General features: G+C 62.8%; 26 protein-coding genes. 3 read left to right on the top strand and 23 right to left on the bottom strand.

Translation table 11 applies throughout. The annotated features are described in order from the left end of the window. The first annotated feature begins 144 nt into the window (after positions 1-144). Positions 145-1806: an energy-dependent translational throttle protein EttA gene (gene ettA, locus ACXJKE_RS03915; protein WP_457279253.1), complete on the top strand. Its 1662-nt coding sequence runs from the start codon at positions 145-147 to the stop codon at positions 1804-1806. A 143-nt stretch (positions 1807-1949) separates the two neighbouring features. Continuing rightward, positions 1950-2486: a DUF1415 domain-containing protein gene (locus ACXJKE_RS03910; RefSeq protein WP_457279252.1), complete on the top strand. Its 537-nt coding sequence runs from the start codon at positions 1950-1952 to the stop codon at positions 2484-2486. A 17-nt stretch (positions 2487-2503) separates the two neighbouring features. Here ACXJKE_RS03910 and ACXJKE_RS03905 read toward each other — a convergent pair whose 3' ends face one another. From ACXJKE_RS03905 to ACXJKE_RS03820, 18 genes are all read right to left on the bottom strand, one after another. Next, positions 2504-2869, bottom strand: coding sequence for a response regulator transcription factor (locus ACXJKE_RS03905; RefSeq protein WP_457279251.1), 366 nt, complete (start codon positions 2867-2869; stop codon positions 2504-2506). Between the two features lie 165 nt (positions 2870-3034). Further along, complete coding sequence (locus ACXJKE_RS03900; protein ID WP_457279250.1) at positions 3035-4798, bottom strand: ATP-binding protein; 1764 nt, start codon at positions 4796-4798, stop codon at positions 3035-3037. 74 nt (positions 4799-4872) lie between these two features. Beyond that, complete coding sequence (locus ACXJKE_RS03895; RefSeq protein ID WP_457279249.1) at positions 4873-5970, bottom strand: M14 family metallopeptidase; 1098 nt, start codon at positions 5968-5970, stop codon at positions 4873-4875. Between the two features lie 16 nt (positions 5971-5986). Further along, positions 5987-7201 (bottom strand): M20 aminoacylase family protein, encoded by a 1215-nt coding sequence (locus tag ACXJKE_RS03890; RefSeq protein WP_457279248.1) that lies wholly within the window; start codon positions 7199-7201, stop codon positions 5987-5989. 80 nt (positions 7202-7281) lie between these two features. Beyond that, on the bottom strand, positions 7282-8385 hold the full coding sequence (locus tag ACXJKE_RS03885) for an ABC transporter ATP-binding protein (protein WP_457279247.1): 1104 nt from the start codon (positions 8383-8385) through the stop codon (positions 7282-7284). After that, entirely contained in the window at positions 8382-9359 is a 978-nt protein-coding gene (locus ACXJKE_RS03880) for an ABC transporter ATP-binding protein (RefSeq protein WP_457279246.1), read from the bottom strand. The genes ACXJKE_RS03885 and ACXJKE_RS03880 overlap by 4 nt, the downstream gene beginning before the upstream one ends. A 129-nt stretch (positions 9360-9488) precedes the next feature. After that, complete coding sequence (locus tag ACXJKE_RS03875; RefSeq protein ID WP_457279245.1) at positions 9489-10406, bottom strand: ABC transporter permease; 918 nt, start codon at positions 10404-10406, stop codon at positions 9489-9491. A gap of 144 nt (positions 10407-10550) precedes the next feature. Then, positions 10551-12134, bottom strand: coding sequence for an ABC transporter substrate-binding protein (locus tag ACXJKE_RS03870; RefSeq protein WP_457279244.1), 1584 nt, complete (start codon positions 12132-12134; stop codon positions 10551-10553). A gap of 72 nt (positions 12135-12206) precedes the next feature. Next, positions 12207-13187: an ABC transporter permease gene (locus ACXJKE_RS03865; RefSeq protein ID WP_457279243.1), complete on the bottom strand. Its 981-nt coding sequence runs from the start codon at positions 13185-13187 to the stop codon at positions 12207-12209. Between the two features lie 162 nt (positions 13188-13349). Then, positions 13350-14747 (bottom strand): TAXI family TRAP transporter solute-binding subunit, encoded by a 1398-nt coding sequence (locus ACXJKE_RS03860; protein ID WP_457279242.1) that lies wholly within the window; start codon positions 14745-14747, stop codon positions 13350-13352. A 138-nt stretch (positions 14748-14885) separates the two neighbouring features. Next, the gene (locus tag ACXJKE_RS03855; protein ID WP_457279241.1) at positions 14886-15185 is read right to left on the bottom strand and encodes a copper-binding protein; all 300 of its coding nucleotides are present in this window, start codon (positions 15183-15185) and stop codon (positions 14886-14888) included. A gap of 11 nt (positions 15186-15196) precedes the next feature. Next, positions 15197-15682: a DUF411 domain-containing protein gene (locus tag ACXJKE_RS03850; protein ID WP_457279240.1), complete on the bottom strand. Its 486-nt coding sequence runs from the start codon at positions 15680-15682 to the stop codon at positions 15197-15199. 22 nt (positions 15683-15704) lie between these two features. Continuing rightward, complete coding sequence (locus ACXJKE_RS03845) at positions 15705-16199, bottom strand: cupredoxin domain-containing protein (RefSeq protein WP_457279239.1); 495 nt, start codon at positions 16197-16199, stop codon at positions 15705-15707. 49 nt (positions 16200-16248) lie between these two features. Further along, positions 16249-16836, bottom strand: coding sequence for a Spy/CpxP family protein refolding chaperone (locus ACXJKE_RS03840; protein ID WP_457279238.1), 588 nt, complete (start codon positions 16834-16836; stop codon positions 16249-16251). A gap of 21 nt (positions 16837-16857) precedes the next feature. After that, positions 16858-18243, bottom strand: a complete 1386-nt coding sequence (locus ACXJKE_RS03835; protein ID WP_457279237.1) for a multicopper oxidase family protein — start codon at positions 18241-18243, stop codon at positions 16858-16860. Positions 18244-18269: 26 nt separating this feature from the next. Next, positions 18270-19439, bottom strand: coding sequence for a TolC family protein (locus ACXJKE_RS03830; RefSeq protein ID WP_457279236.1), 1170 nt, complete (start codon positions 19437-19439; stop codon positions 18270-18272). A gap of 8 nt (positions 19440-19447) precedes the next feature. Beyond that, positions 19448-19783 (bottom strand): hypothetical protein, encoded by a 336-nt coding sequence (locus ACXJKE_RS03825; protein ID WP_457279235.1) that lies wholly within the window; start codon positions 19781-19783, stop codon positions 19448-19450. 113 nt (positions 19784-19896) lie between these two features. After that, positions 19897-20430, bottom strand: coding sequence for a hypothetical protein (locus tag ACXJKE_RS03820; RefSeq protein WP_457279234.1), 534 nt, complete (start codon positions 20428-20430; stop codon positions 19897-19899). A 33-nt stretch (positions 20431-20463) separates the two neighbouring features. Between ACXJKE_RS03820 and ACXJKE_RS03815 the strand changes: the two genes are divergently transcribed. Further along, positions 20464-21522 (top strand): EamA family transporter, encoded by a 1059-nt coding sequence (locus ACXJKE_RS03815; protein ID WP_457279233.1) that lies wholly within the window; start codon positions 20464-20466, stop codon positions 21520-21522. Between the two features lie 31 nt (positions 21523-21553). On the opposite strand, the gene ACXJKE_RS03810 is transcribed toward ACXJKE_RS03815, so the two are convergent. The 5 genes from ACXJKE_RS03810 to ACXJKE_RS03790 form a co-directional block, all read right to left on the bottom strand. Continuing rightward, on the bottom strand, positions 21554-21832 hold the full coding sequence (locus ACXJKE_RS03810) for a hypothetical protein (RefSeq protein ID WP_457279232.1): 279 nt from the start codon (positions 21830-21832) through the stop codon (positions 21554-21556). A gap of 28 nt (positions 21833-21860) precedes the next feature. Next, complete coding sequence (locus tag ACXJKE_RS03805; RefSeq protein WP_457279789.1) at positions 21861-23018, bottom strand: MFS transporter; 1158 nt, start codon at positions 23016-23018, stop codon at positions 21861-21863. 213 nt (positions 23019-23231) lie between these two features. Continuing rightward, a complete protein-coding gene (locus ACXJKE_RS03800) occupies positions 23232-23900 on the bottom strand; it encodes a DUF1989 domain-containing protein (protein WP_457279231.1) in 669 nt (222 codons plus the stop codon). Between the two features lie 12 nt (positions 23901-23912). After that, on the bottom strand, positions 23913-24698 hold the full coding sequence (locus ACXJKE_RS03795) for an amino acid ABC transporter ATP-binding protein (RefSeq protein WP_457279230.1): 786 nt from the start codon (positions 24696-24698) through the stop codon (positions 23913-23915). Beyond that, complete coding sequence (locus ACXJKE_RS03790) at positions 24688-25368, bottom strand: amino acid ABC transporter permease (RefSeq protein ID WP_457279229.1); 681 nt, start codon at positions 25366-25368, stop codon at positions 24688-24690. The genes ACXJKE_RS03795 and ACXJKE_RS03790 overlap by 11 nt, the downstream gene beginning before the upstream one ends. Positions 25369-25371 lie beyond the last annotated feature (3 nt).

The following is a 25371-nucleotide window of genomic DNA, read 5'->3' as shown; positions in this document are numbered from 1 at the left end:
TTGCCAAAAGGCGTTTGCGCCCAGGCGCGGCGTGTCGTTCCAGCCCGCAAGAAAGCCTGCTGACAGCCTGTAGAAATAGCATGTACAGGCGGCAAGCAGCCCGTTTTCCTGCATTGTTTTTCATTTTTACCAAAGTTAATCCTGATGGCTCAGTACGTATTTACTATGAACAAGGTCGGCAAAATCGTGCCGCCCAAGCGCCATATCCTTAAAGAGGTGTCGCTCAGTTTCTTCCCGGGCGCCAAGATCGGCGTGCTGGGCACCAACGGTTCCGGCAAGTCCACGCTGCTCAAGATCATGGCCGGCCTGGACACGGAAATCGAGGGCGAAGCCACTCCCATGCCGGGGCTGAACATCGGCTACCTGCCGCAGGAACCCAAGCTGGACCCCGAGCACACGGTGCGCGAAAGCGTGGAAGCCGGTATGGGCGCGGTATTCGCCGCCAAGGCCCAGCTCGAAGCTGTGTACACCGCCTACGGGGAGCCTGATGCCGACTTCGATGCGCTGGCCGCCGAGCAGGCCCGCCTGGAAGCCATCATCGCCACTGCCGGCACCGATTCCGAGCACCAGCTTGAAATCGCCGCCGACGCGCTGCGCCTGCCGCCCTGGGACGCCAAGATCGGCGTGCTCTCGGGCGGCGAAAAACGCCGCGTGGCCCTGTGCAGCCTGCTGCTGTCCCGGCCCGACATGCTGCTGCTTGACGAACCCACCAATCACCTGGACGCCGAATCGGTGGACTGGCTGGAGCAGTTCCTGCAGCGCTTTTCAGGCACTGTGGTGGCCATTACCCACGACCGCTACTTCCTGGACAACGCCGCCGAGTGGATCCTGGAGCTGGACCGCGGCCACGGAATCCCCTGGAAGGGCAACTACAGCAGCTGGCTGGACCAGAAGGGCGAGCGCCTGGCACAGGAGCAAAAGGGTGAGGAAGCCCGGGCCAAGGCCCTGAAGAAGGAACTCGAATGGTCACGCCAGAACCCCAAGGCGCGCCAGGCCAAGAGCAAGTCGCGCCTGGCCCGTTTTGAGGAACTCTCCGACTTCGAATACCAGCAGCGCAACGAAACCCAGGAAATCTTCATCCCTGTGGCCGAGCGCCTGGGCAATGAAGTCATCGAATTCAAGAATGTCAGCAAATCCTTCGGCGACCGCCTGCTGATCGACAACCTCAGCTTCCAGGTGCCCGCAGGCGCCATCGTCGGCATCATCGGCCCCAACGGCGCAGGCAAGTCCACGTTGTTCAAGCTGATCGCCGGCAAGGAAACGCCCGACAGCGGTGAAGTCGCCATCGGCAAGACCGCGCGCATGGCTTTCGTCGACCAGCACCGCGATGATTTGGCCAATGAAAAAACTGTCTGGGAAGACATTTCGGGCGGCCTGGACATGCTGACCGTCGGCAAGTTCACCATGCCCAGTCGCGCCTATGCAGGCCGCTTCAACTTCAACGGTGCCGACCAGCAAAAACGCGTCGGCATGCTGTCGGGCGGAGAGCGCGGGCGCCTGCACCTGGCCAAGACCCTGATCGCGGGCGGCAACGTGCTGATGCTTGATGAACCCTCGAACGATTTGGACGTGGAAACCCTGCGCGCGCTCGAAGACGCGTTGCTGGAATTCGCCGGCTCCGTGCTGGTGATCAGCCATGACCGCTGGTTCCTGGACCGCATCGCCACCCACATCCTGGCCGCCGAAGGCGACAGCCAGTGGACCTTCTTCAACGGCAACTACCAGGAGTACGAAGCCGACAAGAAGAAGCGCTTGGGTGAAGAGGGCGCCAAACCGAAGCGTGTGCGGTTCAAGGCACTGCATTGAGCCCCCACGCTTTTCACTTCGTGTAATGCGCTGCCCCCCGAGGGGGCCGCTGCGCCTGCGGTCTGGCAAAGCCAGTCCTGCGGCCCTGGCTTGATTGAATCGGAGCCCCCACGGCCTTTGCGTGAGGCCCCTTGGAGATAGCGATGACCGACGATGAAGTCCTGACCCAAACCCGTCACTGGCTTGAAAAAGCCGTGATCGGGCTCAACCTGTGCCCGTTCGCCAAGGCGGTCTACGTCAAGAACCAGGTTCGCCTGGTGGTAAGCCATGCGAAACATGCGGACGGCCTGCTCGAGGAACTGGATCGCGAACTGGATCTGCTGGCGGCGACGCCGGCCGAAGAGGTCGACACCACATTGCTGATCCACCCCACGCTGTTTGACGACTTCCTGGACTTCAACGATTTCCTGGAAATCGCCGAAGGCGTGGTGGATGAGCATGGCCTCGAAGGCGTGATCCAGCTGGCCAGCTTTCACCCGCAGTTCCAGTTCGATGGCACCGAGCCCGGCGACATTGGCAACTACACGAACCGCGCGCCCTTTGCCATCCTGCATTTGCTGCGCGAGGAAAGCGTGGCACGGGCCGTGGAGGCGTTTCCCGAGGCTGAGGCCATCTTTGAGCAGAACATCGCGACACTCGAAGAGCTGGGCCACACGGGCTGGAAGGCACTGGGCCTTTAGCGCCACGGGCGCCAGCTCTACCTGGGCAGATGCTGCTTGAGCACCGCGTGCAGTTGCGCGAAGTTAAAGGGCTTGGTCACGTAGCCGCTGGCACCCAGGCGCAAGGCTTCCTCCAGCCGCTCTGACTCCGCACTGGCCGACAAGAACACAAAGGGCACCTGCTTGAGGGCGGGTTCCGATTGCAGCGCGGCCAGAACTTCCATGCCGTTCATCAGCGGCATCATCACGTCGCAAAAAATCAGGTCCGGCTGCTGCTCCCTGGCCACTTGCAGGCCGGCATGGCCGTCTGCCGCTGCCAGGCCTTCGTGGCCCTCCAGCCGGACAAAGCGCAGCAGGTTGTCCCGGATATGGGATTCATCTTCAATCACCAGAATGCGCGCCATTTTTCTTTCGCATTGAAGGCCCCGCATTTCATCGTGGGCGGAGCTGATTTCCCTGAACCACCCGGCAGGCTCTGTCGCAGTGCCGGGCTGGTATCCATCTTATAGCCTTACCCCGGTTTCCCCAATCTGCCCGGTGCGCGGGCTGGTTTGGCCCGGTTCCGCGCCTCAAATCGTGACGGTAAAGCGCGTACCCTGGCCCACGACGCTGGTTACGCTTATGTGGCCGCCGTGCAGGTCGACCGAATTTTTGACGATGGCCAGCCCCAGGCCCGTGCCCTGGATTTCGCCGACGTTGCTGGCCCGGTGGAACCACTCGAAGAGGTGGGGAAGCTCTTCGGCCGGAATGCCTATGCCTTGGTCCGCCACCTCAAAGGCCACACGTCCCTCCGACGGAAACACGCGAAAAGAGACTTTTCCGCCTTGCGGCGAATACTTGATGGCGTTGGACAGAAGGTTGCCGAAGATATGGCGCAGCAGCTTTTCATCAAAAAGCCCGATGTCCGGCCGGGCCCCGAATTCCAGGGCCAGTTCACAGCCCGCCTCTGAATACTGGATGCGCGCATCTTCCACCAGGTTCTGGCAAAGCAGTTGCAGATTGATCTCTGCCGGCTGGAACGCCAGCATTTGGGCCTCCACCTTGCCCAGCAGCAGCACGCGGTCCAGCATCTGGGTCATGCGTTGTACGCCGGTTTCTATGGTGGCGATGACGTCGGCTTTTTCGAGTTCGGGCAGGCGGTCGCCGTAGTGCTTGAGGAGTTCGGCGGACGACAGGATAAAGGCCAGCGGCGTGCGGAATTCATGCGACGCCACCGAGATGAAGCGCGACTTCATGTCATTGAGCTCGGTTTGCCGCTGCAGGGTCTGGCGCTGCGTCAGTTCGGCCTGCAAGCGGGCCGTCGCATCTACCACGAAGATCAGGGTCGCCTCGCGTTTGCCCCATTCGATCTGCACGGCGGAGAGCTCCAGCGAACGAACTTCGCCGGCCTGGGTGATCACGCGAAAACCGTACATCGAGTCGACTTCGTCGCCCCGCAGGCGACGCTCGTGGCGCTCGCGCATCACCGGCAGGTCGTCGGGGTGGACGGTCGCGGTGTAGGGCTGGGACAGCAGGTACTCCCGCGGGTGGCCCACGATGCGCTCCAGGCTGGGGTTGGCAAATACCATGCGGCCGTCCTGCACCACCACCACGCCGACACCGACGTTTTCAATCACCGTGCGGTAGCGCTCTTCCGATTTACGCAATTCATCCAGCGCCTGATAGCGTTCAATCGCACTGCTGACGTGGTTGGCGACAAAGGACAGGATGTCGGCATCGGTGTCGCTGTAGGCCACGCCCGGCTCATATCCCTGCACCGCGAGCACGCCGCCTATGGTGCCGCGTATGTGCATGGGCACGCCCAGCCAGGAACTGAAAGTCATGTCGCCACTGCCTTCCGTCACATCACCGGCGGCTTCCAGTACCTTGAGGCGCATGGCGTCAATAATTTGCGGCTTGCCGGTACTCAGGACGAATTCGGTCAGACCCCTGCGATACGGCACATTGCTCAGTTGCAGCGCATCGCCATCGCGCTCGTCCACGTAGTAGGGAAAATCCTTTCGGTGTTTCTGCGCGTCGTACAGGCACACATAGCAATTTTTGGCATACAGCAGCTCTCCCAGCAAGCCGTGAACCGACTGCAGGAAATCGTAGAAAGAGAGATCTGCTGCTGCACGCTCGGCAATGCGGTAAAAAACCCGTTGCAGGGCTTCGGCTTTTTTTTGCTCCAGTGCTTCGGCCTGAAGTTCGCGGGTTCGCTGTTCCAGCCACAGGTTGGCGGATGTCTCCTGCTTCTGCTTTTCAAGCTGCAGATTCCGGTATTCGGCCTCTAACGCCTGGTATTGCTGTTGCAGCTGCTTGAGCTGGAGTTGCAGGTCGGCGTCGGACGGCATGGCGCGGCTTTCGTGCTCGGGTTGAAAAGAGGGCTGCTGCAATGGCTGCACCCGAGTCATTATGCTGCCCTGGTTCAGGGGGTGTTCAGTCCGCCCACGGTCTGGAACATGGCCTGGCGCGCCTGAGCCACGATTTGTGAGCGCCATTCGTCCGTGTCGACATAAAACGCGTTCATCATCTGCCGCTTGATCGTCGCCTGTTGCTCCGCGGGCATCTCAGGATGCTTGTGCAGCCAGTGGTCGGCGCGCAGGGCGGCAATGACGTCCAGAATGGGCACCGTACCGTATTCCATGGCCATGCCGGTGTATTCGGCCTGCGGGCATTCGTCGGGAACCGACGCCCACATCAAACCCGTCAGGTGCGCCGAGCTGGAGGAGCCGTCGTAGAACGAGGTGACGGGGGTGGCGCCGCCGCCGTCCCACCAGGCGCGCGCACGTGCCAGGGCTATGGGATCGTTGTCGCAGGCAAAAATGCGCTCACCAATCCCGCTGGGGCCCAGCCCCGTGTGCAGGTCCATCCAGGCGATGCGTTTAGCCCGTTGCCCGAAGGTTTGCAGCACTTCGCGCAAGGTGCGATTGCTCCACGTGGGCTCCGTCCCGCCGAAAAACATGCCATCGGCGTATTCATGCTGGCCTTGCGACACGGCCGCCTGGTAGCGTGCCACGCCACGGGTGTCAATATAGGCCGCAATGGCGGCCTGGTTTTCGCTTGTAGGGGGCCACTGCGCGGGTAGCAGCAAATCGTGGAGCTCGCGGTAAGCCTCATTCACAGGCAAGGGCTGGCCGAAGTCATGGAAGTTGCGGTTCAAGTCCACGTTTTCGTGCGTGGTGCGCCGTGCATGGGAAAAGCCGTGGGGATTGATCGCGTGAATGTAGAGCACCGCCACACCGCCCGCGCGGGCCTTGGCGCGCCATTCGGCGTCCTGTGCGGCGCACACCTGCACACCCGAGCCGCAGTAGCCTTCCACGCCGTGGCAAGCGCTGCTGACGATAAAGAGCTTGTTTGCGTCAGGCGAGCCGTCCAGGGCCACGTCCATCGCGAGGGTTTCGCCGTCGCGGCCCTTCAGCGGGTGTTCATAGGCGCGAAGCGCCATGCCGGCGGCGCGAGCCGCCTCGAGGAATTTGGCGCGCGCAGCCGCATAACTGGCTGAAAAAGCCGCGTGTGTGTTCATGGTGTTGTTGGCGTTGTCAGGGGCGCGCCTCAGGAACCGTACCCAGCCAGCGCGTAGCCAGCTGGACCCAGTAGGTGCCGCCCAGGGGGATCAGGTCGTCGTTGAAGTCGTAGCTCGGGTTGTGCAGCGTGCAGGGCCCTTCGCCGTGGCCCATGTCGCGGTGCGCGCCGTCACCGTTGGAAATGAAACAGTAGGCGCCTGGCTTGGCTTGCAGCATGTAGGCGAAGTCTTCGGCGCCCATGGTGGGCTCCTGCGGCAGCACGTTGGCCGGCCCCACGATGTCGCTCATCACCCGGCGTGCGAAGTCGGCCTCGGCGGCGCTGTTGACCGTGGGCGGGTAGTTGCGCGTGAACTCGAATTCGCAGCGTGCTTCAAACGCGGCACAGGTGTGTTCGGCCACTTCCTTCATGCGCTTTTCAATCATGTCCAGCACCTCAATGCTGAACGTGCGCACTGTGCCCTGCAACTCGCAGAAGTCCGGCACCACGTTGGTCGCTTCTCCGGCGTGAATCATGGTCACCGAGATGACGCCCGCATCAACCGGTTTTTTGTTGCGGCTGATGATGGTCTGGAAGCCCTGCACCATCTGGCAGGCGACAGGCACAGGGTCGATGCCGAAGTGCGGCATCGCGGCGTGGCAGCCCTTGCCGCGTATAGTGATCTTGAACTCGTTGCTTGATGCCATCACTGGACCCGCGCTGACCGCGAAAGTGCCGACAGGCGCGCCCGGCCAGTTGTGCATGCCAAAGACCGCTTCGACGGGGAATTTTTCAAAGAGGCCGTCCTTGATCATCTCGCGTGCGCCGCCGCCGCCTTCCTCGGCCGGCTGGAAGATCAGGTAGACCGTGCCGTCAAAGTCTCGGTTCTGCGAGAGGTGGCGTGCCGCGGCCAGCAGCATCGCGGTGTGGCCATCATGGCCACAGGCGTGCATCTTGCCCTGCCGCGTGCTGGCATGGGGGAATTTGTTGAACTCCTGCATGGGCAGCGCGTCCATGTCGGCGCGCAGCCCCACGGCCCGGCCACAAGCGCCGCCGTCGTGGCCGTGCACGATACCCACCACGCCGGTGGTGCCCATGCCGCGGTGAATCGGGATGCCCCAAGATTCGAGCTTTTGCGCGACCACGTCGGCGGTGCGTACTTCCTGGAAGCACAGTTCGGGATGGGCGTGGATGTCGCGGCGCACGGCAGCGATGTCGGCCGCCCCGGCCAGGATGGATTCAATGATTTTCATGGCAGTGTCCCCTGAGAGTACATATTAACCAAGCCGGTTCCGCTTTGCATGGCCGTGCCTGGGTTCCTGGTATTTGTTCCCTAAATTCGGCCCTCTTCAACCGCATGGCAGGCCACACGAACGCCTTCGAGCTGCAGAAACTCCGGCCGTTCGCTGCGGCAACGCTCGTTGGCATGCGGGCAGCGCGGGTGGAAGGTGCAGCCGGCGGGCGGGTTCAGCGGATTGGGCACTTCGCCCGATACCGGCGTGCGGGCCCGGCCGGTGTCATGCATCTTGGGGATGGCATCCAGCAGCATGCGTGTGTAGGGATGGCGCGGCCTGTCGAACAGGCTGTGCTTGTCGGCCATCTCGACCAGGCGGCCCAGGTACATCACACCGACCTGGTCGCTCACGTGGCGCACCACTGCGAGGTTGTGCGAGATGAAGAGGTAAGTCAGGCCGCGCTTTCGCTGCAGGTCTTTCATGATGTTAAGCACCTGTGCCTGCACGCTCACGTCCAGCGCAGAGGTCGGCTCGTCGCAGACCAGGAACTCGGGCTCCGTGGCCAGCGCGCGCGCGATCGAGATGCGCTGGCGCTGCCCGCCCGAGAATTGATGCGGATACTTGGGCATGTCCAGCGCAGACAGACCCACCGACCTCAGCAGCTCGTCCACCCGTTCCTTGAGTGCTGCACTGTCACTCAGGATGCCGTGCTCGTGCAATGGTTCGGCGATGATGTCTTCCACAGTCCAGCGCGGGTTCAGGCTGGCATAGGGGTCCTGAAAAATCATCTGGATGCGCCTGCGCAATTGCCGGCCCTGGGGTGTCTTGAAAGCGGAATGCGCATCCTGGCCGTCAAAGGTCAATCCACCGCGCGTCGGCTCATAGAGACCCACCAGCAGGCGGGCTACGGTGCTTTTGCCGCAGCCCGATTCGCCGACCAGTGCCAGCGTCTTGCCTCTCTCGATGTCGAAGCTCACGCCGTCGACGGCCTTTAGCAGCAGCCTGGGCTTGCGTTCGAGCACCCGGTTCAGCCAGGGTGGCGACACATCGAAGGTTTTCGCAAGGTCGTGGGCTTGGACTAACGCCCCCACGCTTGTCGCTTCGCGTACTTCGCTGCCCCCCGAGGGGGCCGATTTTCCTTGGGGCGGCCCGGCGGAAAATTCTCCCGCGCTGACTTGGGACGTGCTCAAAATGTCGCTCATGCCGCCACCCCTTCGTGCGTGTCATGCAGCCAGCAGGCCGCCCACGTAGCACCGGCTGGCATCAGGTCGGGCCGTTCCTGACGGCAGCGGTCGAACGCTTTGGGGCAGCGCGGGTTGAAGGCACAGCCCTGGGGAATGGCGTTCAGGCGAGGCATGGCGCCGTCGATCTGGTAGAGGCGTTCGCGTTCCACTGTGATGTCGGGAATGGCTGCCATCAGGCCCGCGGTATAGGGGTGTGATGGATGGTTGATCACCTGATGCACCGGTCCGAGCTCGGCGATCCGCCCGGCGTACATCACGGCCACACGGTCGCAGGTTTCGGCGATCACGCCCATGTCGTGGGTGATCAGCATGACGGCGGCACCGCGCTGCCGGCAGATGTTTTTGAGCAGGGTGATGATTTGTGCCTGGATCGATACGTCAAGCGCGGTGGTCGGTTCGTCGGCCACGATGAGCTTGGGCTCGGCCGCCAGCGCCAGGGCGATTACCACGCGCTGGCGCATACCGCCCGAGAACTGATGCGGGTAGTGGTCTATGCGCTGTGCGGCGGCGGGAATGCCGGTGTCGTCCAGCAGTTCGATGGCGCGCGCCCGGGCTTCCTGCGTGCTGACAGGCAAATGAGCCTGGATGGTTTCCACCAATTGCCGGCCTATGGTGTAGAGCGGATTCAGCGAGGTCAGCGGATCCTGGAAGATCGCGCCTATCTTTCTCCCCCGGATGTGGCGCATGCGCTCATGGGGCAGGTTGTCGATGCGTTCGCCCTCGAGCAGGATCTGGCCGCCCGCCACGCGCCCGGGCGGCTCCAGCAGGCCGATGATGGCTGCGCCGGTCAGCGACTTGCCCGCGCCCGATTCACCGACCACGCCAAGGATTTCTCCGGGTGCGATGTCAAATGTGATGTCGTCCAGCGCACGCAGCGTGCCACGCCGGCCGGGAAACTCGACCACAAGATTCTTGATTTGCAGAAGGCTCATTGACGGTTCAGCTCACGAAGTGAGCGATGAGTAAGGTTTTTCCGCCGGGCCGCCCCAAGGAAAAATGCGCTCCCTCGGGGGGCAGCGTAGTACACGTAGTGACAAGCGTGGGGGCATTCATTTTTTGGCCTACCTCAGACGGGGATTGAGGGCATCACGCAACCAGTCACCCAGCAGGTTCACGCTCAGCGCAATCAACACCAGCATCAGGCCCGGGAACACGGTGATCCACCACTCGCCCGAGAACAGGTAGTCGTTTCCGACGCGGATCAGCGTACCCAGCGAGGGTGAGGTGGGCGGCGCGCCCACGCCCAGGAAGGACAGCGTGGCTTCGGTGATGATGGCGGTCGCCACCTGGATGGTGGCAAGCACCAGTACAGGCCCCATCACATTGGGCAGCACATGGCGCCGCATGATGCGCAAGGGCGAGACACCGGTGACGCGTGCAGCCTGTACATATTCCTTGCTGCGTTCCACCATGGTGGAGCCACGCACGGTGCGCGCGTATTGCACCCAACCCGACTGCCCCATCGAAATAGACAGAATCAGCACACCCATGGCGAGCAGCTGACTCGCGTCAGGAAACACCGCGCGGCCCACACCGGCGATCAGTAGCGCGACCAGGATGGGCGGAAAAGACGACATCACATCGCATACGCGCATCAGGGCTGCGTCGATCCAGCCGCCGCGAAAGCCCGCGAGCAAGCCCAGCGACACGCCGGCCAGCATGGACAGGATGACAGAGGCCACACCCACTACCAATGAAATGCGCGCGCCATACATCAGCGCCGACAAAATGTCGCGACCCTGGTCATCGGTGCCCAGCAGGTATTTGGCGCTGCCCTGGGCGCTCCAGGCCGGCGGCAGGCGCGCATCGCTGAGCTCCAGCGTGCTCAGGTTAAACGGGTCGTGCGGGGCCACCCAGCCGGCAAACACCGAACAGAAAACGCAGACCAGCGCAATGGCCGCCGCAAGCATCGCAACCGGCGAGGTGCGAAAACTGTGGCCCACATCGCTGTCAAACCAGCGCGCAAGAGTTTTTGTCATCAAAAGAAAGAGCAATCCATATAACCAAAGACGAGCAAAGCGAGACCTGTGCCAGCAACAGCGCGGAACCGGCTTTGCCGGGCCGCAGCTGTTGTCCCCTGTAGGGGAGAAGCCGTTACGCGAAGCGAAAAGGCAATAGGGGGCTTACTTCTTCACAGTTATCCACTTGAAGAACATGAAGTTGTCGGCCATCTGGACCAGTTCCACCTTCTTGTTCATGCCCCAGGCCAGCGACTGCTGGTGCAGCGGTATGTGGCCGATGTCGGCCCCGTGGATGTCGAACGCTTCCTTGATCATCGCATTGCGTTTGGTCTTGTCGGTTTCGGATTGAACCTTCCTGGTCAGCTCGTCAAACTTCGGATTGCAATATGCGCCCAGATTGAACTGGCCGGCGCCCTTGTCGTCGACACAGGCGACCAGGGCATTCATGGCGTTGTGGGCGTCATAGGTGCCGGGTGTCCAGCCCAGCATGTAAAAGCTGGTGTCGCGACGCAAAATCTTGGGGAAATAGGTGCCTTTGGTTTCAGCCTGGAGGTTGATCTTGACGTTGATGCGTGAAAGATTGGCTGCCACAGCCTGGCAAATCCGGCTGTCGTTCACATAACGGTCGTTCGGGCAGTTCATGGACACTTCAAAGCCGCTCGCATAGCCGGCATCTGCCATCAGCTTTTTGGCGGCTTCAGGGTCGTAGGGCAAGCGCTTGTTCTGGTCGGCCTGGAAGCCGTTGATACCGGGGCCGATCAGCAGCGCTGTCGGGTTGGAGCCGCCGCGCATCACGGTTTTCTTGATGCCTTCGATGTCGATGGCCTGATAGAAGGCCTGGCGCACGCGCTTGTCCTTGAACGGGTTTTTGCCCTTCACGCTGGAATACAGGAGTTCGTCGCGCTTTTGGTCCATGCCCAGGAAAATGGTGCGCAGCTCTGGTCCGGCCAGAACACGGGTTGCGGCGTTGCTGTTGACACGGTCAATATCCTGCACCGGCACGGGCTCCATCACGTCGACTTCACCGGACAGCAAGGCTGCCACGCGCGTGGCGTCGTTGCCGATGGGGGTGAAGACCACCTCCTGAACGTTGCCTTCAATCTTGCCCCAGTAGGTGCCGTTGCGGACAAAGGTGGTGCGCACATTGGGTTGACGCTCCCGTACCCGGTAAGGGCCGGTGCCGTTGGCACGGAAGGACGCGGCGTTTTCAATGCCTTTACGGCGGTCCACCGGCTTGGTCGCCTGGTTGGTTTCGCACCATTTCTTGCTCATGATGTAAACCAGCGTGATCACGTCGGGCAAGATGGGAAAGGGTGTTTTGGTTTCGATCTCGACCACATGGTCGTTGATCTTGCGCACTTCCTTGAAGTCGTTGGTGTAGCTCTTCATGTCCGAGCCGTCGGCCTGGGTCCGGTTAAAGCTGAACACCACGTCATCGGCGGTGAACGGCGTGCCGTCGTGAAACTGCACGCCCTTGCGCAGTTCGAAGCGCCATACGGAAGGTGACGTCTGTTTCCACGAGGTCGCCAGGCCAGGCGCCAGGCTCAGGTCCTTGTTGCGGATGACCAGGCCTTCATACGCGTTGCCCGTCACGCTGAGCTGCAGTGACTCGTTCAGCGAATGCGGATCCATCGACAATGAATCGCCCTGGTTGGCGACTCGCAGGGTTTGCGCCGAAGCGATAAAACTTGTGGCCGTGAGGCCGCACAGCACAGCGGCTGAAAGCAGATTGGACTTGAATTTCATCAGGAACTCCTTGTGAAAGGGATGAGGACTTGCGGGTGTAAAAAATGAAAGAAAGGGGCGCGGCCTGCGCCATCAGTGGCCTGTGGCATTGCCGACGCGAAGCCGCGGGTCCACTGCGAAATACAGCAGGTCGACGACCAGGTTGATGGCCACAAAAATCAGCGCAATCAGGCACAGGTAAGCGGCCATGACGGGGATGTCGGCAAAGGTCACTGCCTGAATGAACAGCAGGCCCATGCCCGGCCACTGAAACACGGTTTCGGTGATGATGGCAAAGGCGATCAGTCCGCCCAGTTGCAGCCCGGTAATGGTCATTACCGGCACCAGCGTGTTGCGCAAGGCATGGCCGAAATGGATGGCCCGGTCGGGCAGGCCGCGGGCCCGTGCGAACTTGATGTAGTCGGTGCGCAATACCTCCAGCATTTCGGCGCGCACCAACCGCATGATCAACGTGAGCTGAAAGACGGCCAGCGTCACGGCCGGCAGGACGATGTGGTGCCAGCCGTCGGCCTTGAAGAGGCCTGTGCTCCACCAGCCGATCTGCACCGTCTCGCCACGGCCAAAGCTCGGGAACCACCCCAGGCCCACGGCGAACACCAGGATCAGCAGGATGCCGATCAGGAAAGTGGGCAGTGAAACACCCAGCAGCGACACCGTCATGAACACCTGGCTCAGGAACGAGCCGCGGCGCAGCGCCGAATACACGCCCATCGGGATACCGATGAGCAAGGCCAAAACGGCCGCCACCAGCGCCAGCTCCAGCGTGGCGGGGAAGCGTTCGGAAATCAGGCGCGACACCTTGGCGCCCTGTCGCAGGCTCAAGCCGAATTCGCCCTGCGCGGCGTTGACCAGGAAATGCCAGAACTGGACGATAAAAGGCCGGTCCAGCCCGAGGTCGGTACGCAGTTGCCTGATCTGCGCCGGTGTGGCGTCCTGTCCCAGAAGGAACACCACCGGGTCACCGACATACTGAAAGAGCATGAAGGCAATCAAGGCGACCACGACCATCACGATCACGGCCTGGATCAGGCGGCGCAGAATAAAAGCAAGCATTGGCCAAAGAAAAGTGTCGGACGATACTAGCAGAGCAATTGCTATGCCGACACAGGGGTTTACTTTAGGGTTAAAGAACCACGTGGCCCCGGCAATTGCCCTGAATCGGGCCTTTCATTGCCCTTTTAAGGTGCCGCGCGCCTCTTTGCGGCGCGACCGGCTTTAAAGCCTTTGCAGCTTTTTTCGGACCAGGTGAATATTCCCGCGCAGCGCATACAACTCGTCGGTATAGGACAGCGGCACCGTGATTTTTTCGGCGCGGCTTTCCAGGTTGTTGAGTTCTTCCAGCAAGGCCGCGTTGCCACTGTTTTCCCCGGAGATTTCAACGCGGTTTTCGATGTCGCGCAGTTGGCCGTACCAGCGGAAGATGCGTGAACGCACACGAAAGGCGTACAGCGGCGGGATGATGCGCGACAGCGGCAGCATGATGGCGATGATGATGCCCATCGCCAGCCACATCCGCTCGACCAGGTTGGCTACCCAGAAGGGCAGGTAGCGCTGCAGCACGGGGGTGCCGTTCTTGATGGCGCGCTCGGCCTCCTTGGCAATGGGCAATTCGCTGTTGTCGCGGTTCGGGTATTCGCGGGCGCTTTTGAACCAGCCGGCCCCGCCGTGGATGTCGTTACCGGCCTGGGCCAGCAGTTGCTGCAGTGCGGGGTGGATGCCGGAGCGCGTGATCAGTGAGGTGGTCGACGCGACCAGCCGTACGTCATCGGGCGGAATATTGCCCGCCAGATCCACCACACCGCGTGGCAGGCGGGTCGGCGTCAAAAATGCAAAGCGCCGCGAATAGGCTTCGCTCTGGGCGAAATTCATGAGCTTGACGCCGGGGGTTTGCAGCAGCATCTGCACCATCAGCGACTCCGGGGCGGACGCGAACACAATCGCGTCCAGTTCGCCGCCCAGAAAGGCCACGGTCGCGGGTGTCTGCTCCAGCCTGGAGACTTTCATCGTAGCGGGGTCGATGCGGTTGCTGTCGAACAGTTTTGCCATCAGGCTGGGGACTCCGCTGCCTGGCGTTCCCAGGTTGACGCGCAGGCCCTGCAATTGCGTGAGCGATGTGAGGCTGGCGTCTTCGCCCGTATCCGCGGAGTCTGCCTTTGCGGCGAGTCGGCTGCCTGGTGCCTTCGCGGCCCGTGCCGCGGCAGCCACCTTGCGCGCCGCATCTTCCCGGTAGAACAACCAGAGCGGCTCGACAAACAGGCTGCCCAGCGACGACAGGTCTTCTTCATCCTGGGCGGTGTAGTCGCTGGTGCCGCCCTGGACAAAACCGACGTCCACCTTGCCTTCGCGCAGCAGCTGCAGGTTGGCGGCTGAGCCTTCCGAGGGTACAAGGACCACCTGGATGCCCTCCTGAGCCAGCGCCTTGGCGTAACGTTTGCCGAATTCTTCATAGGCGCTTTGCGCCGGGCCGGTCGCCAGGGTCACCCGCTTGGGCGGGTTCGGGTCCAGCCACCAATAGGCCAATACCAGCAGCGCCGCCGCCAGCAGGATGAACGGGCCGGCGGAGACCCACAGATCGCGCAGGGACAACAGGGTGTAGCGAATGGTTTTAGGCATGCGCCGAACCATAGCATGGGGCCGCTGCCGGCCTGCAGGCAAAGTTTGTCTATTGGTAAAAATGGCCTGCAGGCCAATCAGGACAAGCGCAATTAGCTATCAAAATGAGAGCGGATTGGCGATCGTGCCGGTGGGCGCTTACTTGCGGGGTTCGATGGAAAGCACGGTATAGGCACCGTTGATCTTGTCTACGGTGAAACTGACCTGGTCCCCGGCCTTGACCGCTTCCAGCATCGCGGGGTCCGTGACCTGGAACACCATGGTCATGCCGGGCATGTCCAGGTTCTTGATCTCACCGTGCTTGAGGGTGATCTTGCTGGTCTCTTTATCGACTTTGCGGACTTCGCCTTCGGTCGGCGGCAAGGCCGCCTGCGCCAGGGCAAGCGACGTGGCCAGTACGGCAAACAGGGCAGCCCCTATGCGGTTAAAACGTTTCATGGGGAATCCTTTCAGGTGCGGTGATAGCTTTGGTAAATGCGGGTACTGCCATCGCGGTGAACCAGCAGCACGTCATACGGGTCTTTGCGTCCGCCATAAAGCGGCGCATCCATGCCGGGCGAGCCCACCGGCATGCCGGGAACGGCCAGGCCTACGGCCTGCGGGCTCTCTTTGAGCAGGCGGTAGATCTCGCGGGCCGGCACATGGCCTTCCAGTGCGTAGCGCTTGCCGGCCAGGCTGACTTCCGCCGTGTGGCAGGAGCCGAGCTTTTCCGGGATGCCGAGCCGGGTCCGCGCCGCCGTGTTGCCGCTGTCGTGAATGCGAACCTGGAACCCGTTGGCCTGCAGATGCGTCACCCAGTCCTTGCAGCAGCCGCAGTCAGGGTCTTTCCAGACTTCGACGGGTACTTGGGTCGTCTGGGCCCACAGTGCCGGGGTGAGGGCTGAAGCGCTTGCAATCGCGGCCGTCACCTGGATGAGTTGTCGTCTTTGCATCATGTGTACTCCTTGTGTGAACGGATCAGCGGGCCGCAACAGTGATCTTGCCCACCATGCCTGCCTGGTAGTGGCCGGCGATCAGGCAGGCGAAGTCGAATTCGCCGGCGCGGTTGAAGGTCCAGACCAACCCGCCCGACTTGCCCGCCGGCACGTGCGCCATGTAGGGTTCGTCGTGCTCCATGCCCGGAAACTTCACCATCATCGCCGCGTGTTCGTCGAGATTCTTTTGGGTCCCGATCACCAGTTCATGCAAAAGTTTGCCGCGATTGCGGATTTCAAAACGCACGGTTTCGCCTTGCTTGAACGAGAGCTTGTCGGGTGTGAACCGCATGTTGTCGTCCATGGACAGCGTGACGGTGCGTGTGGCTGCACTGGCATCTCCCGCGATGCCCCAGGGCTTTTGCTCCTTCGGGGCTGGGGCCGCACTGGGGCTGTGGGCAGCATCGCCGTGGGCGAAAGCTGGCGCGGCCGAGGCTGCAAAAACGGCGGTAGCAAGAATGGCGATAAGTGGGTTCATGGTGTGGTCCTTGTGGATGAAGTTAAAGAGTCAAAAGTTCAAAGTCAAATCAATGTTGGTGCCCGGGATGCCCGGCCGCTGTGCCCGGCGCATCGCTGTAGCCGCGCAAATCCGCGTAAAGGTTTATCTGCTGCGGTGTCAATAAACCGGCCTGTTGCAAGTGCGTATGCAAGTGCGAGGCACGCAACTGGGCTTGAAGCAGGCCAATCTGCCGGGTCAGGGCATCAACCTGTGCCGCGTTCACCTGCCTGCCGGCAAAGGCGCTGTCCAGGTCACGCTCGGCCTCTACCAGCCTGGCGCCCAGCGCGCGGGCCTCGGCCTTGTGCTGGTTCATCAGTGCTTCGCTGGCCTGCTTTTGCGCGGCGCTCAGCGCCAGCGGGCCGGCCAGTTCCAGCACGTGCATGGGCCCCGGGTAGCCGTTCAATTCGGCCGCTTTGGCTTGTTCCATGCCTTTGCCGGCCAGAAGGTCAGCGGTTTGTGCCGCCGACAGGGCTTTGATGCCGCGCGCTTGCTGGCCCGCGTAGGGACTTGCTGCGGGGTTTTCACCCCTCGTCTGGCCATGTTGGGCAAACAGGGCTGTAGCGCCTGACAGTAAAGCGCAAGCAGCTATCAATTTAAGAGCGTTTTGGGTTTTCATGGTGTTCCTCAAGGTTCTGGGTCAGTGGCCGGTATGGCCCTGGGGTTTGCGGATATTGATTTCAGTGCCACCCGCAGGTGCGGCCGCATTGCCAGCCAGGGGGCGGGCCGGGTCGGGCAGGGCGCCCTTCCACTCATAAGCCTGCGTGCCGGCCGGCTGCCGGTACCAGCCCGGGTCCTTGTAGTCGCCGGGCTTCTGGTCCCCGCGCACCTTGAGCACGCTGAACATGCCGCCCATTTCCACGCCGCCGTAGGGGCCCTTGCCCGTCATCATGGGCGCGGTGTTGTCGGGGATCGGCATCTCCATCTCCCCCATATCGGCCATGCCGCGTTCGCCCATCACCATGTAGTCGGGCACAGCCTTCTGGATTTTCCTGATGAGACCGCGGTGGTCCACGCCAATCATGGTGGGCACGTCGTGACCCATGGCGTTCATGGTGTGGTGGCTTTTGTGGCAATGAAAAGCCCAGTCGCCTTCCTCGTCCGCCAGAAATTCAAACTGGCGCATCTGGCCCACGGCAACATCCGTCGTCACTTCCGGCCAGCGGGCCGGCCGCGGCGTGGGGCCGCCGTCGGTGCCGGTCACCGTGAACTCGTGCCCGTGCAGGTGCATCGGGTGGTTGGTCATGGTGAGGTTGCCCACGCGTATGCGCACCTTGTCGTTCCTGCGCACCACCAGTGGGTCAATGCCGGGGAAGATGCGGCTGTTCCAGCTCCACAGGTTGAAGTCCAGCATGGTCATGATCTTCGGCGTCATGCTGCCGGGCTCGATGTCGTAGGCGTTGAGCAGGAACACGAAGTCGCGGTCGACGACGTCGATGAGCGGATGTTTTTCCCTGGGGTGTGTAACCCAGAAACCCATCATGCCCATGGCCATCTGTGTCATTTCGTCGGCATGCGGGTGATACATGAATGTGCCGGGGCGCCGCGCCGCGAACTCATACACAAACGTCTTGCCCACCGGGATCGCCGGCTGGTTCAGCCCGGCCACACCGTCCATGCCGTTGGGCAGGCGCTGGCCGTGCCAGTGGATGCTTGTGTGTTCGGGCAACTTGTTGGTGACGAATATGCGAACGCGGTCGCCTTCGACGACCTCAATCGTGGGGCCCGGGCTCTGGCCGTTGTAGCCCCACATGTGGGCCTTGAAGCCCGGGGCCATTTCGCGCACCACCGGCTCTGCCACCAGGTGGAATTCTTTCACGCCGTTGTTCATGCGCCAGGGCAGCGTCCATCCATTCAGGGTGACGACCGGGTTGTAGGGCCGGCCGTTCGGCGGCGCAAGCGGCGGCGCGGTGTCGGCCTTGTTCATCGTCATGGGTTCCGGCAGCGCGGCCATCGCTACCTTGCTGACGGACGCGGCGGCAACCGCCGTCAGCGCCGTGCGGTTAAAGAAATTTCGTCGGTTCATGGGATTCCTTGTGTTGGGGTGTGTGCTCAGCGCGCTGCGGCCGTGGTGGCGCCGGTTTTGCCGGAAGACCTGGACGAGGCCGTGCCGGGCGATGCGCCGGCAAGCACCGTCTGAAGGTCGGCTTCGGCAAGCCAGAAGTCGCGTTGCGCCTCGATGGCGCCGGCAGCGGCCAGGGTCTGCGCGCGGGCGCCGGCCAGCAGGTCAAAGACGCTGGTGAGCATGCCGTTGTAGCGCAGCACCGTTTCATCCTGGATGAAGCGGTAAAGCGGCATCACTTCCGTCTGATAGTGGCGTGCCAGGTCGTAGGCCGTGCGGTAGCTGTGGTAAGCCTCGCGTGCTTCGCTGCGCGCCCTGACCGCCAGTTCGCGCACACGTGCCGAATCACCCAGGGTGTCCCACAGGCCGTCGGCACCGGGTTGGGGCCGGATGGCGCGTTGTCCTGCCCATTGCGCCGTCGCCAGGCGCAGGTCCAGCCGCCGCTGCAGCACGCGGCTTTCGATATCCGGCATGTCTTGCGCTTTTGGCGGCAGGTCGGGCAGCCGTTCGGGCAAGGTGAAGCCGGCTTGCGCGCCCCACAGGCCCATCACCACCACGAGTTTTTCGCGCTCGCTGAACGCGGCCTGCCGGGCGCGCGCCAATTGCGCCGTGGCCTCGGCCAGCAGCAGTTGTTCGCGGGCCTGCTGCAGCTTGCTCCAGTTGCCTGCGCGTGCCATGCGGCGCGCCAGCTCGCCGCCGGTTTCCGCGTTCTTCCTGGCTTCGTCCATAAAGCGCGCTGTCTGCGCGGCAGCCACTGCGTTGATCCAGGCTTTGCGGGTATCGCTTGACAGCAGGGTGATGTCTTGCGCGGCCTTGAGTTTGGCCGGGCTGGCAGATACGGCATCCGTGATGTTGACGCCTTCGCCGGCCAGGGACAGTTGCAGGCCAGGGTTATTGAGCAGTGCAATGCGCACCGCGCTTTCTGCGCTGAGCGGGCCTTTCAGCAGGTCGGCAACGGCGGCGCTGGTGTCTTTGCCCGGCCGCGCAATGAGCACGGGGGGCGCAGTGCCCGAGCCGCCCGGTTGCGGGGCGGCCAGCGCCTGCAGGCCACTCACGCCGCCGTCGGGCACTGCCGTTGTGCAGCCCGCGAGGGCCAGCATAAGCAGCGCCAATGAAGCCAGACGTGGAGCGATGTGGCGTTGGCCGGCAGCGGAGGTCATGCCGGGCCTCATGGTTTCGAAGCGGCGGGCGCCGCAGGTTCGGTGCGTGGCGCCTGGGCCTCTTCCCATTTCAGCAGGTCGGCATGCCCTTTTTTGAACTGGCCCGCAGTGGCGTTGGATTTTTTCCAGTCATCGCTGGCCGGCTCCACGCCCTGCGGACGGTTCACAAATACGGACTGGTACACGGTGGACGGTACCGGCATGTCCGGATTGGCAGCCTGTTCGGTGGGGCGGGGGTTCACCCGGGGGTAGGGATCTGCCTGTGCATGGGCCCTGGCAGAACCGATGAAAAAGAGTGCGAGGGCCAGCGCTGCGCGCGGGCCGGGAATGAAACGAATAGTCACAAGAATCTCCTGAATACAAGCGGGGCGATTTGCGGAAAATCGCGGGTATCCGGCGTCAAGAGCCTGAAAGGCCCTGCCGGACGGCAAGTACAGGCCCACTACGGGCCTGGAGATCAGGAAATGGGTGGTTTTTGGCCCAGCGCGGCGTCGGCACTGGCAAACTGGTCTGGCGCCGGGCGCAGCAGGCTGCGTCCTTTGAAAACGGGGCTCTGGTCTGACGTTGCCAGCGACAGCGCCACCGTATGACAGGCCTGGCAGGCCGCGCAGGACTCACAGCCGGCGTCATTCGTCGGGGTGCTGCTGTCGGAGGTGTTCCCGGCACAGTCGTGCATGGCCATGGTTGCTTCGGGCGACGTCTCTTCGTGGCCTGAATGGCCTTCAGCCCCCATGTGGTGAGCGGAAGCTGCTATCGTTTTGGTAGCGGACTGTTCTGCGGAAGCAAGCTGCCTGTGTTGCACATGGGCCGCCGCCATTTGCGTCGCCATCGCATCGCCCACCCAGCCGCGCAAGGGCAGCAGGGCGATCATCAGGGCGAAGAGCAGGTGGCGCATGGGTGAATGATAGGCGATGCGTTTAAAAAGTTCCCGCGCAAACCCATCAAGCTTGCCATCGCAAGGCCGGCAGCGGAAACTGTCAAGATCACTCATGACAAGTAGATTCGTCCTTTGAAACTTCATTCCATGCTTTTGAAGCCTGGCGTTGCAGCCGCCCTGGCCTCGGCTTTCCTGTTCGGCGCGGGCACGCCGCTGGCCAAGTCGCTACTCGGCCAGGTCAACCCCTGGATACTCGCCGGGCTTTTGTACCTGGGCTCCGGTCTGGGGCTGGCGATTTATCGGCGCCTGCGCGGTGCTGCCCAGCCACGCCTGAACCGCGGCGAGGGTCGCTGGCTGGCCGCGGCCGTGCTGTGTGGCGGCGGGCTGGCGCCGGTGCTGCTGATGTACGGCCTGTCGGCGATGCCTTCCAGCCATGCGGCCCTGCTGCTCAATGCTGAGGCGGTATTGACCGCCGTGCTCGCATGGATGGTGTTCAGGGAAAACTTTGACCGCCGTATTGCGACGGGCATGGCCGCTATCGTGGCGGGTGCCGTGCTGTTGAGCTGGCCGCAGCAGGCTGCGGCCACGGCGGGGTCAACATTCAGCGCGCTGTGGCCCGCGCTCGCCGTGACCCTGGCGTGTTTTTTCTGGGCCCTGGACAACAACTTCACGCGCAAGGTGTCGTTGGTGGATGCGTCATGGATTGCCTGCGTGAAAGGGCTGGCAGCTGGCGTGACCAATCTGCTGCTGGCTTTTTTGGCAGGCGCGGCGTTGCCGGGTGCGGTACAAATCTCCGCCGCGATGGCGGTCGGCCTGCTGGCCTACGGCGTGAGTCTGGCGCTTTTTGTGGTGGCCTTGCAGCACCTTGGGGCATCAAGGGCCGGCGCGTACTTTTCGACAGCGCCTTTTGTGGGCGCATTGTTTTCCGTGGTGTTTCTTGCCGAGCCCGTCACCTGGCAACTGGTGGGCGCCGCCTTGCTGATGGCGGTCGGCATCTGGCTGCACCTGACCGAGCATCATGCGCACATGCATCGGCACGAAGCGCTGGAACACGAACACCTGCATGCGCATGACGCACATCACCCGCATGAGCATGCACAGGCGGTTCCAGGGATGCATTCACATCGCCACCGCCATGAGCCCCTGGCCCACAGCCATGCGCATTACCCTGACGCCCATCACCGCCATGGGCATTCCGGCGGTTGAAGAAGGCGGCCCCGCAGCCTGCCTTGCACCATCAGGTTTTCTGAAGTTGCAGCTGCGCCTTGTCGATCCATAGCTGCAGGCTGTCCAGCAATTCCTTCTGGCTGAATGAACAGCTTTCTTCGGTGAAGAGTGCGGCGGACTCCAGCCGGTTGAGCAACTGCGACAGCACATCATTGAAGCGGGCCGGCAGGGCAGCCGCAAGGCTTTGCTGCTGCGCGGCCAGTTGTGCAAAGGTGCCCACGCGAATGTCGTCACTGCGCAGTTGCTGCAGCGCAGCTTGCAGTGCTTCGAGTTGCTGTTGGGGTGTCATGGTCTGGGTGTGGAGTTTGAAGAGACGTTCAGGCGGCGGCGGACACCTGCACACGGGCCGGCATGCGGTCGAACACCAGCGTCAGCATGGCCAGCAAACCAAAAGGCACGCCGACCCAGCCCAGCTGCGCAAAACCCACCTGATCGAGCACCGCACCGCTGACCACAGCGCCCAGCGCCGTGCCCACGTATAGCATGGAGCCATTGAGGCTGAGCAGCAGCGGTGCCTGTGCGGGCGACAAGGTGGCCAGCCGGCTTTGCTGCGGTGCCATCAGCCCGAAACCTGCAATGCCCCACAGAACCAGCACGGCCATGGTGGCCGGCACATGGCCGCGCGTCAGCGGCAGCAGGCACATCATCGCCACCAGCACAGCCAGCTGCACGCGCATGCTGCGCAGTGCGCCAAAGCGGTCGGTGGCCCAGCCGCCCATCAGCGTGCCGGCCACGCCCGCCAGGCCGAAGACGGCCAGCGTGGCGGAAAGCTGCGCTGAACTCATGGGGTTGAGTGCCTGCAGCACCGGGCCGACATAGGCAAAAACACTGAAGATGGCGATGAAGTACAGCAGCGTTCGGCCCCATACGCGCAGCACGGCGGGCTGGCGCGCTGCGGCGCGGAAACCCGCAAAGCTGGTGCCTGCGCTGGCCATGTCGGCCGGGATCAGCCAGCTCGCCGCGACCAGCGCCGCCAGGCTGGCCCCGGCCGACAGCCAGACCGGCACGCGCCAGCCAAACTCAAAGCCCAGCCAGGCGCCGACCGGCAGGCCCACGGCGTAGCTGATGCTCATGCCCAGGAAGGTGATGGACAGCGCCCGGCCGCGCAGGGCCGGCACCACCATGCTGACCGCCAGCGCCGATGCCGCTGCGGTGAACATGGCACCAGCTCCCATCAGCACACGGCCCAGCAGCAGCAGGGGAAAGTTGGGCGCGACGGCGCAAACCAGGCAACCGGCGGTAAACAGGCTGAGTGCCAGCTGGACGGCGCGCTTGCGTGGCCACCTGGCGGTAAGGATGATGAGCAGGGGCGCCAGCACCGCGGTGGCAATGGCGTATGCCGTCATGGCCTGGCCGGCGGCGGCCACACTGATGCCCAGCGAGGCACTCATGGGCTGCAGGATGCCGCCGAGCACAAAAGCCCCGCTGCCGATCACGAGGTTGCACAGGGCGAAGAAATAGAGAATGGGCGGCATGGCAGTCATGGGCAGCAGGAATCCGGTGGGCAGATCAGGGTGAAGGCATGGTTGGGGGCGGGCGAGCGGTTAGGCAACAAATCGGCCTTCGGACCAACCGGAATCAGCGCAAGCAGCTATCAAATTGAGAGCAACAAAAAGACGTCACCGCTATTGTGCGGGAACTCACCCAACCCTGCAGGAGCGGGGGAAAGGCGGTTTGGCGCGGCCCCGTCAGGTTTGCGGGATCCAGGGGTCGCTGGCGGGCAGGGTTGATGTGCTTTGCAGCACTTCCAGGTCTACCGGCTGCGGGGTGTTGTCGCCCGCACCCTGGATTTTCACGATGTCCTGCGGGCAGGCGGAAAACGCGACAAAGCAGTCCATCTCGGCGCGCAGCGTGATTGAGTCGCCGGCCTTCGTCACGGTGGGCAGGGTTTTGAGTGTGATGCCGTCGGGCTGCACCCGGATGTTCATGAAGATGTTGAACGAAGCGAGAATGGCGCGCGGCGGCGTCAGGCCCAGCTCGAACATGCCTTCAAACATGTTGTCGCAACAGTTGCGGTGATAGCCCTTCACGCCCAGCAACTCATAACGGCGGCGGTCGCAGGCAGCCATGAAGGTGTCGTGCACGCCGGGCGTGCTGTCTTCCACCACGGTGAGGATGGGGTGACGCTGGTTCGTGACGAAGGAGTCGCCGACGACGGGATTCAGGCGCTGGTTCCACACGCGGGTGGTTTCCATGCACATGAATTCGTTCAGGTCGTAGGCATTGAACGCCCAGCAATCGACCACCTGCGTGCCGTGGGTGTTGATGACCTTCACGGCTTGCCCGGCCTGCAGGCGCAGCGCCTTGCCGTGGCCGGCGGGGACGTGCAGCGTGCCGGGCGTCGCGGAAGGTGTCATGGATTTCCCGGATTACTGGATCATCCCGAGGAACTGCTTCAGCTCGGCGGTTTGTGGATTCGAAAACACTTCGTCGGGCGGCCCAATCTCGTGCACGCGGCCCTGGTGCATGAAGACCACGCGGTCGCACACCTTGCGCGCGAAGTTCATTTCGTGGGTCACCATCAGCAGCGTCATGCCTTCGGCGGCCAGGCTCTCCACGACCTGCAGCACTTCGCCCACCAATTCCGGATCCAGTGCCGAGGTGATCTCGTCGCACAGCAGCACCGAAGGCTGCATGGCCAGTGCGCGCGCGATCGCCACGCGCTGCTGTTGCCCGCCCGAAAGCTGGTCGGGCCAGGCCTCGAATTTTTCGGCCAGGCCCACACGTTGCAGCAGCGCACGCGCATGTTCTTCGGCGGGAGCGCCAGCCGTCTTCTTGACCAGCGTGGGCGCCAGCATGATGTTTTTGCCGACCGTCAGGTGCGGGAAGAGGTTAAAGCTCTGGAAGATCATGCCGACATGCTGGCGCAGCTCGCGCATGACCTGCGGACTGTCGTGCAACAGGTGCTTGCCGTCCACGCGCAGCGTACCGCTCTGAAAGACTTCCAGCCCGTTGATGCAGCGCAGCAGCGTGCTTTTTCCCGAGCCGCTTTTGCCGATGATGGCAATCACCTCGCCGGCCTTGACCTCCAGATCAATGCCTTTTAAAACTTCGTTGGCGCCGAAGCTTTTGCGAAGTTGATTGATCTCGACAAGAGTCCTGTCGGACGAAGTTGTTGCGGCGGCTGCAGGGGGTGGTGCGACGTTAGCGTCCATTTCGGGCTTTCCTCTCAAGCTTGCGGGCATACAGGGACACGGGAAAACACAGCGCGAAGTACATCAGCGCGACGCAGCTGTACACCACAAAGGGTTTGAAGGTGGCGTTGGTGATCATGGTGCCGGCCTTGGTCAGTTCGATAAAACCAATCACCGAGGCCAGCGCCGTGCCCTTGATGACCTGCACCAGGAAACCCACGGTGGGCGGCACGGCAATGCGCACGGCTTGCGGCAGCACGATGTACTTGAGCTGCTCGCCGAAGTTGAGCGCCAGGCTTTGCGCGGCTTCCCACTGGCCTTTGGGGATGGCGTCGACGCAGCCGCGCCAGATTTCGGCCAGGTAGGCGCTGGTGTAAAGCGTCAGCGCCACCGCGGCGGCCACCCAGGCGGGCACATTGATGCCGAAGAGCGCCAGGCCGAAGTAAGCCAGGAAGAGTTGCATCAGCAGCGGCGTGCCCTGGAACAGCAGCACATAGCCGTCCAGCGCGCGCCGCGTAATGAGCGCGGCCTTTTGTGCGCCCGGCACCGCGCGGGTGGCGGACAGCCGGCCGACCAGCAACAGCATGCCGACGATGCCGCCGCCTATGAAGGCGACGAGTGAGAGTACAACGGTCCAGCGCGCTGCAAGCAGCAGGTTGCGGAAGATGTCCCAGACTGAGAATTCAATCACGGC

The organism is Polaromonas sp. P5_D5, assembly GCF_054049435.1.
Note: the sequence above shows the minus strand (reverse complement) of the source record. Positions and strands in the feature narration are given on the sequence as shown.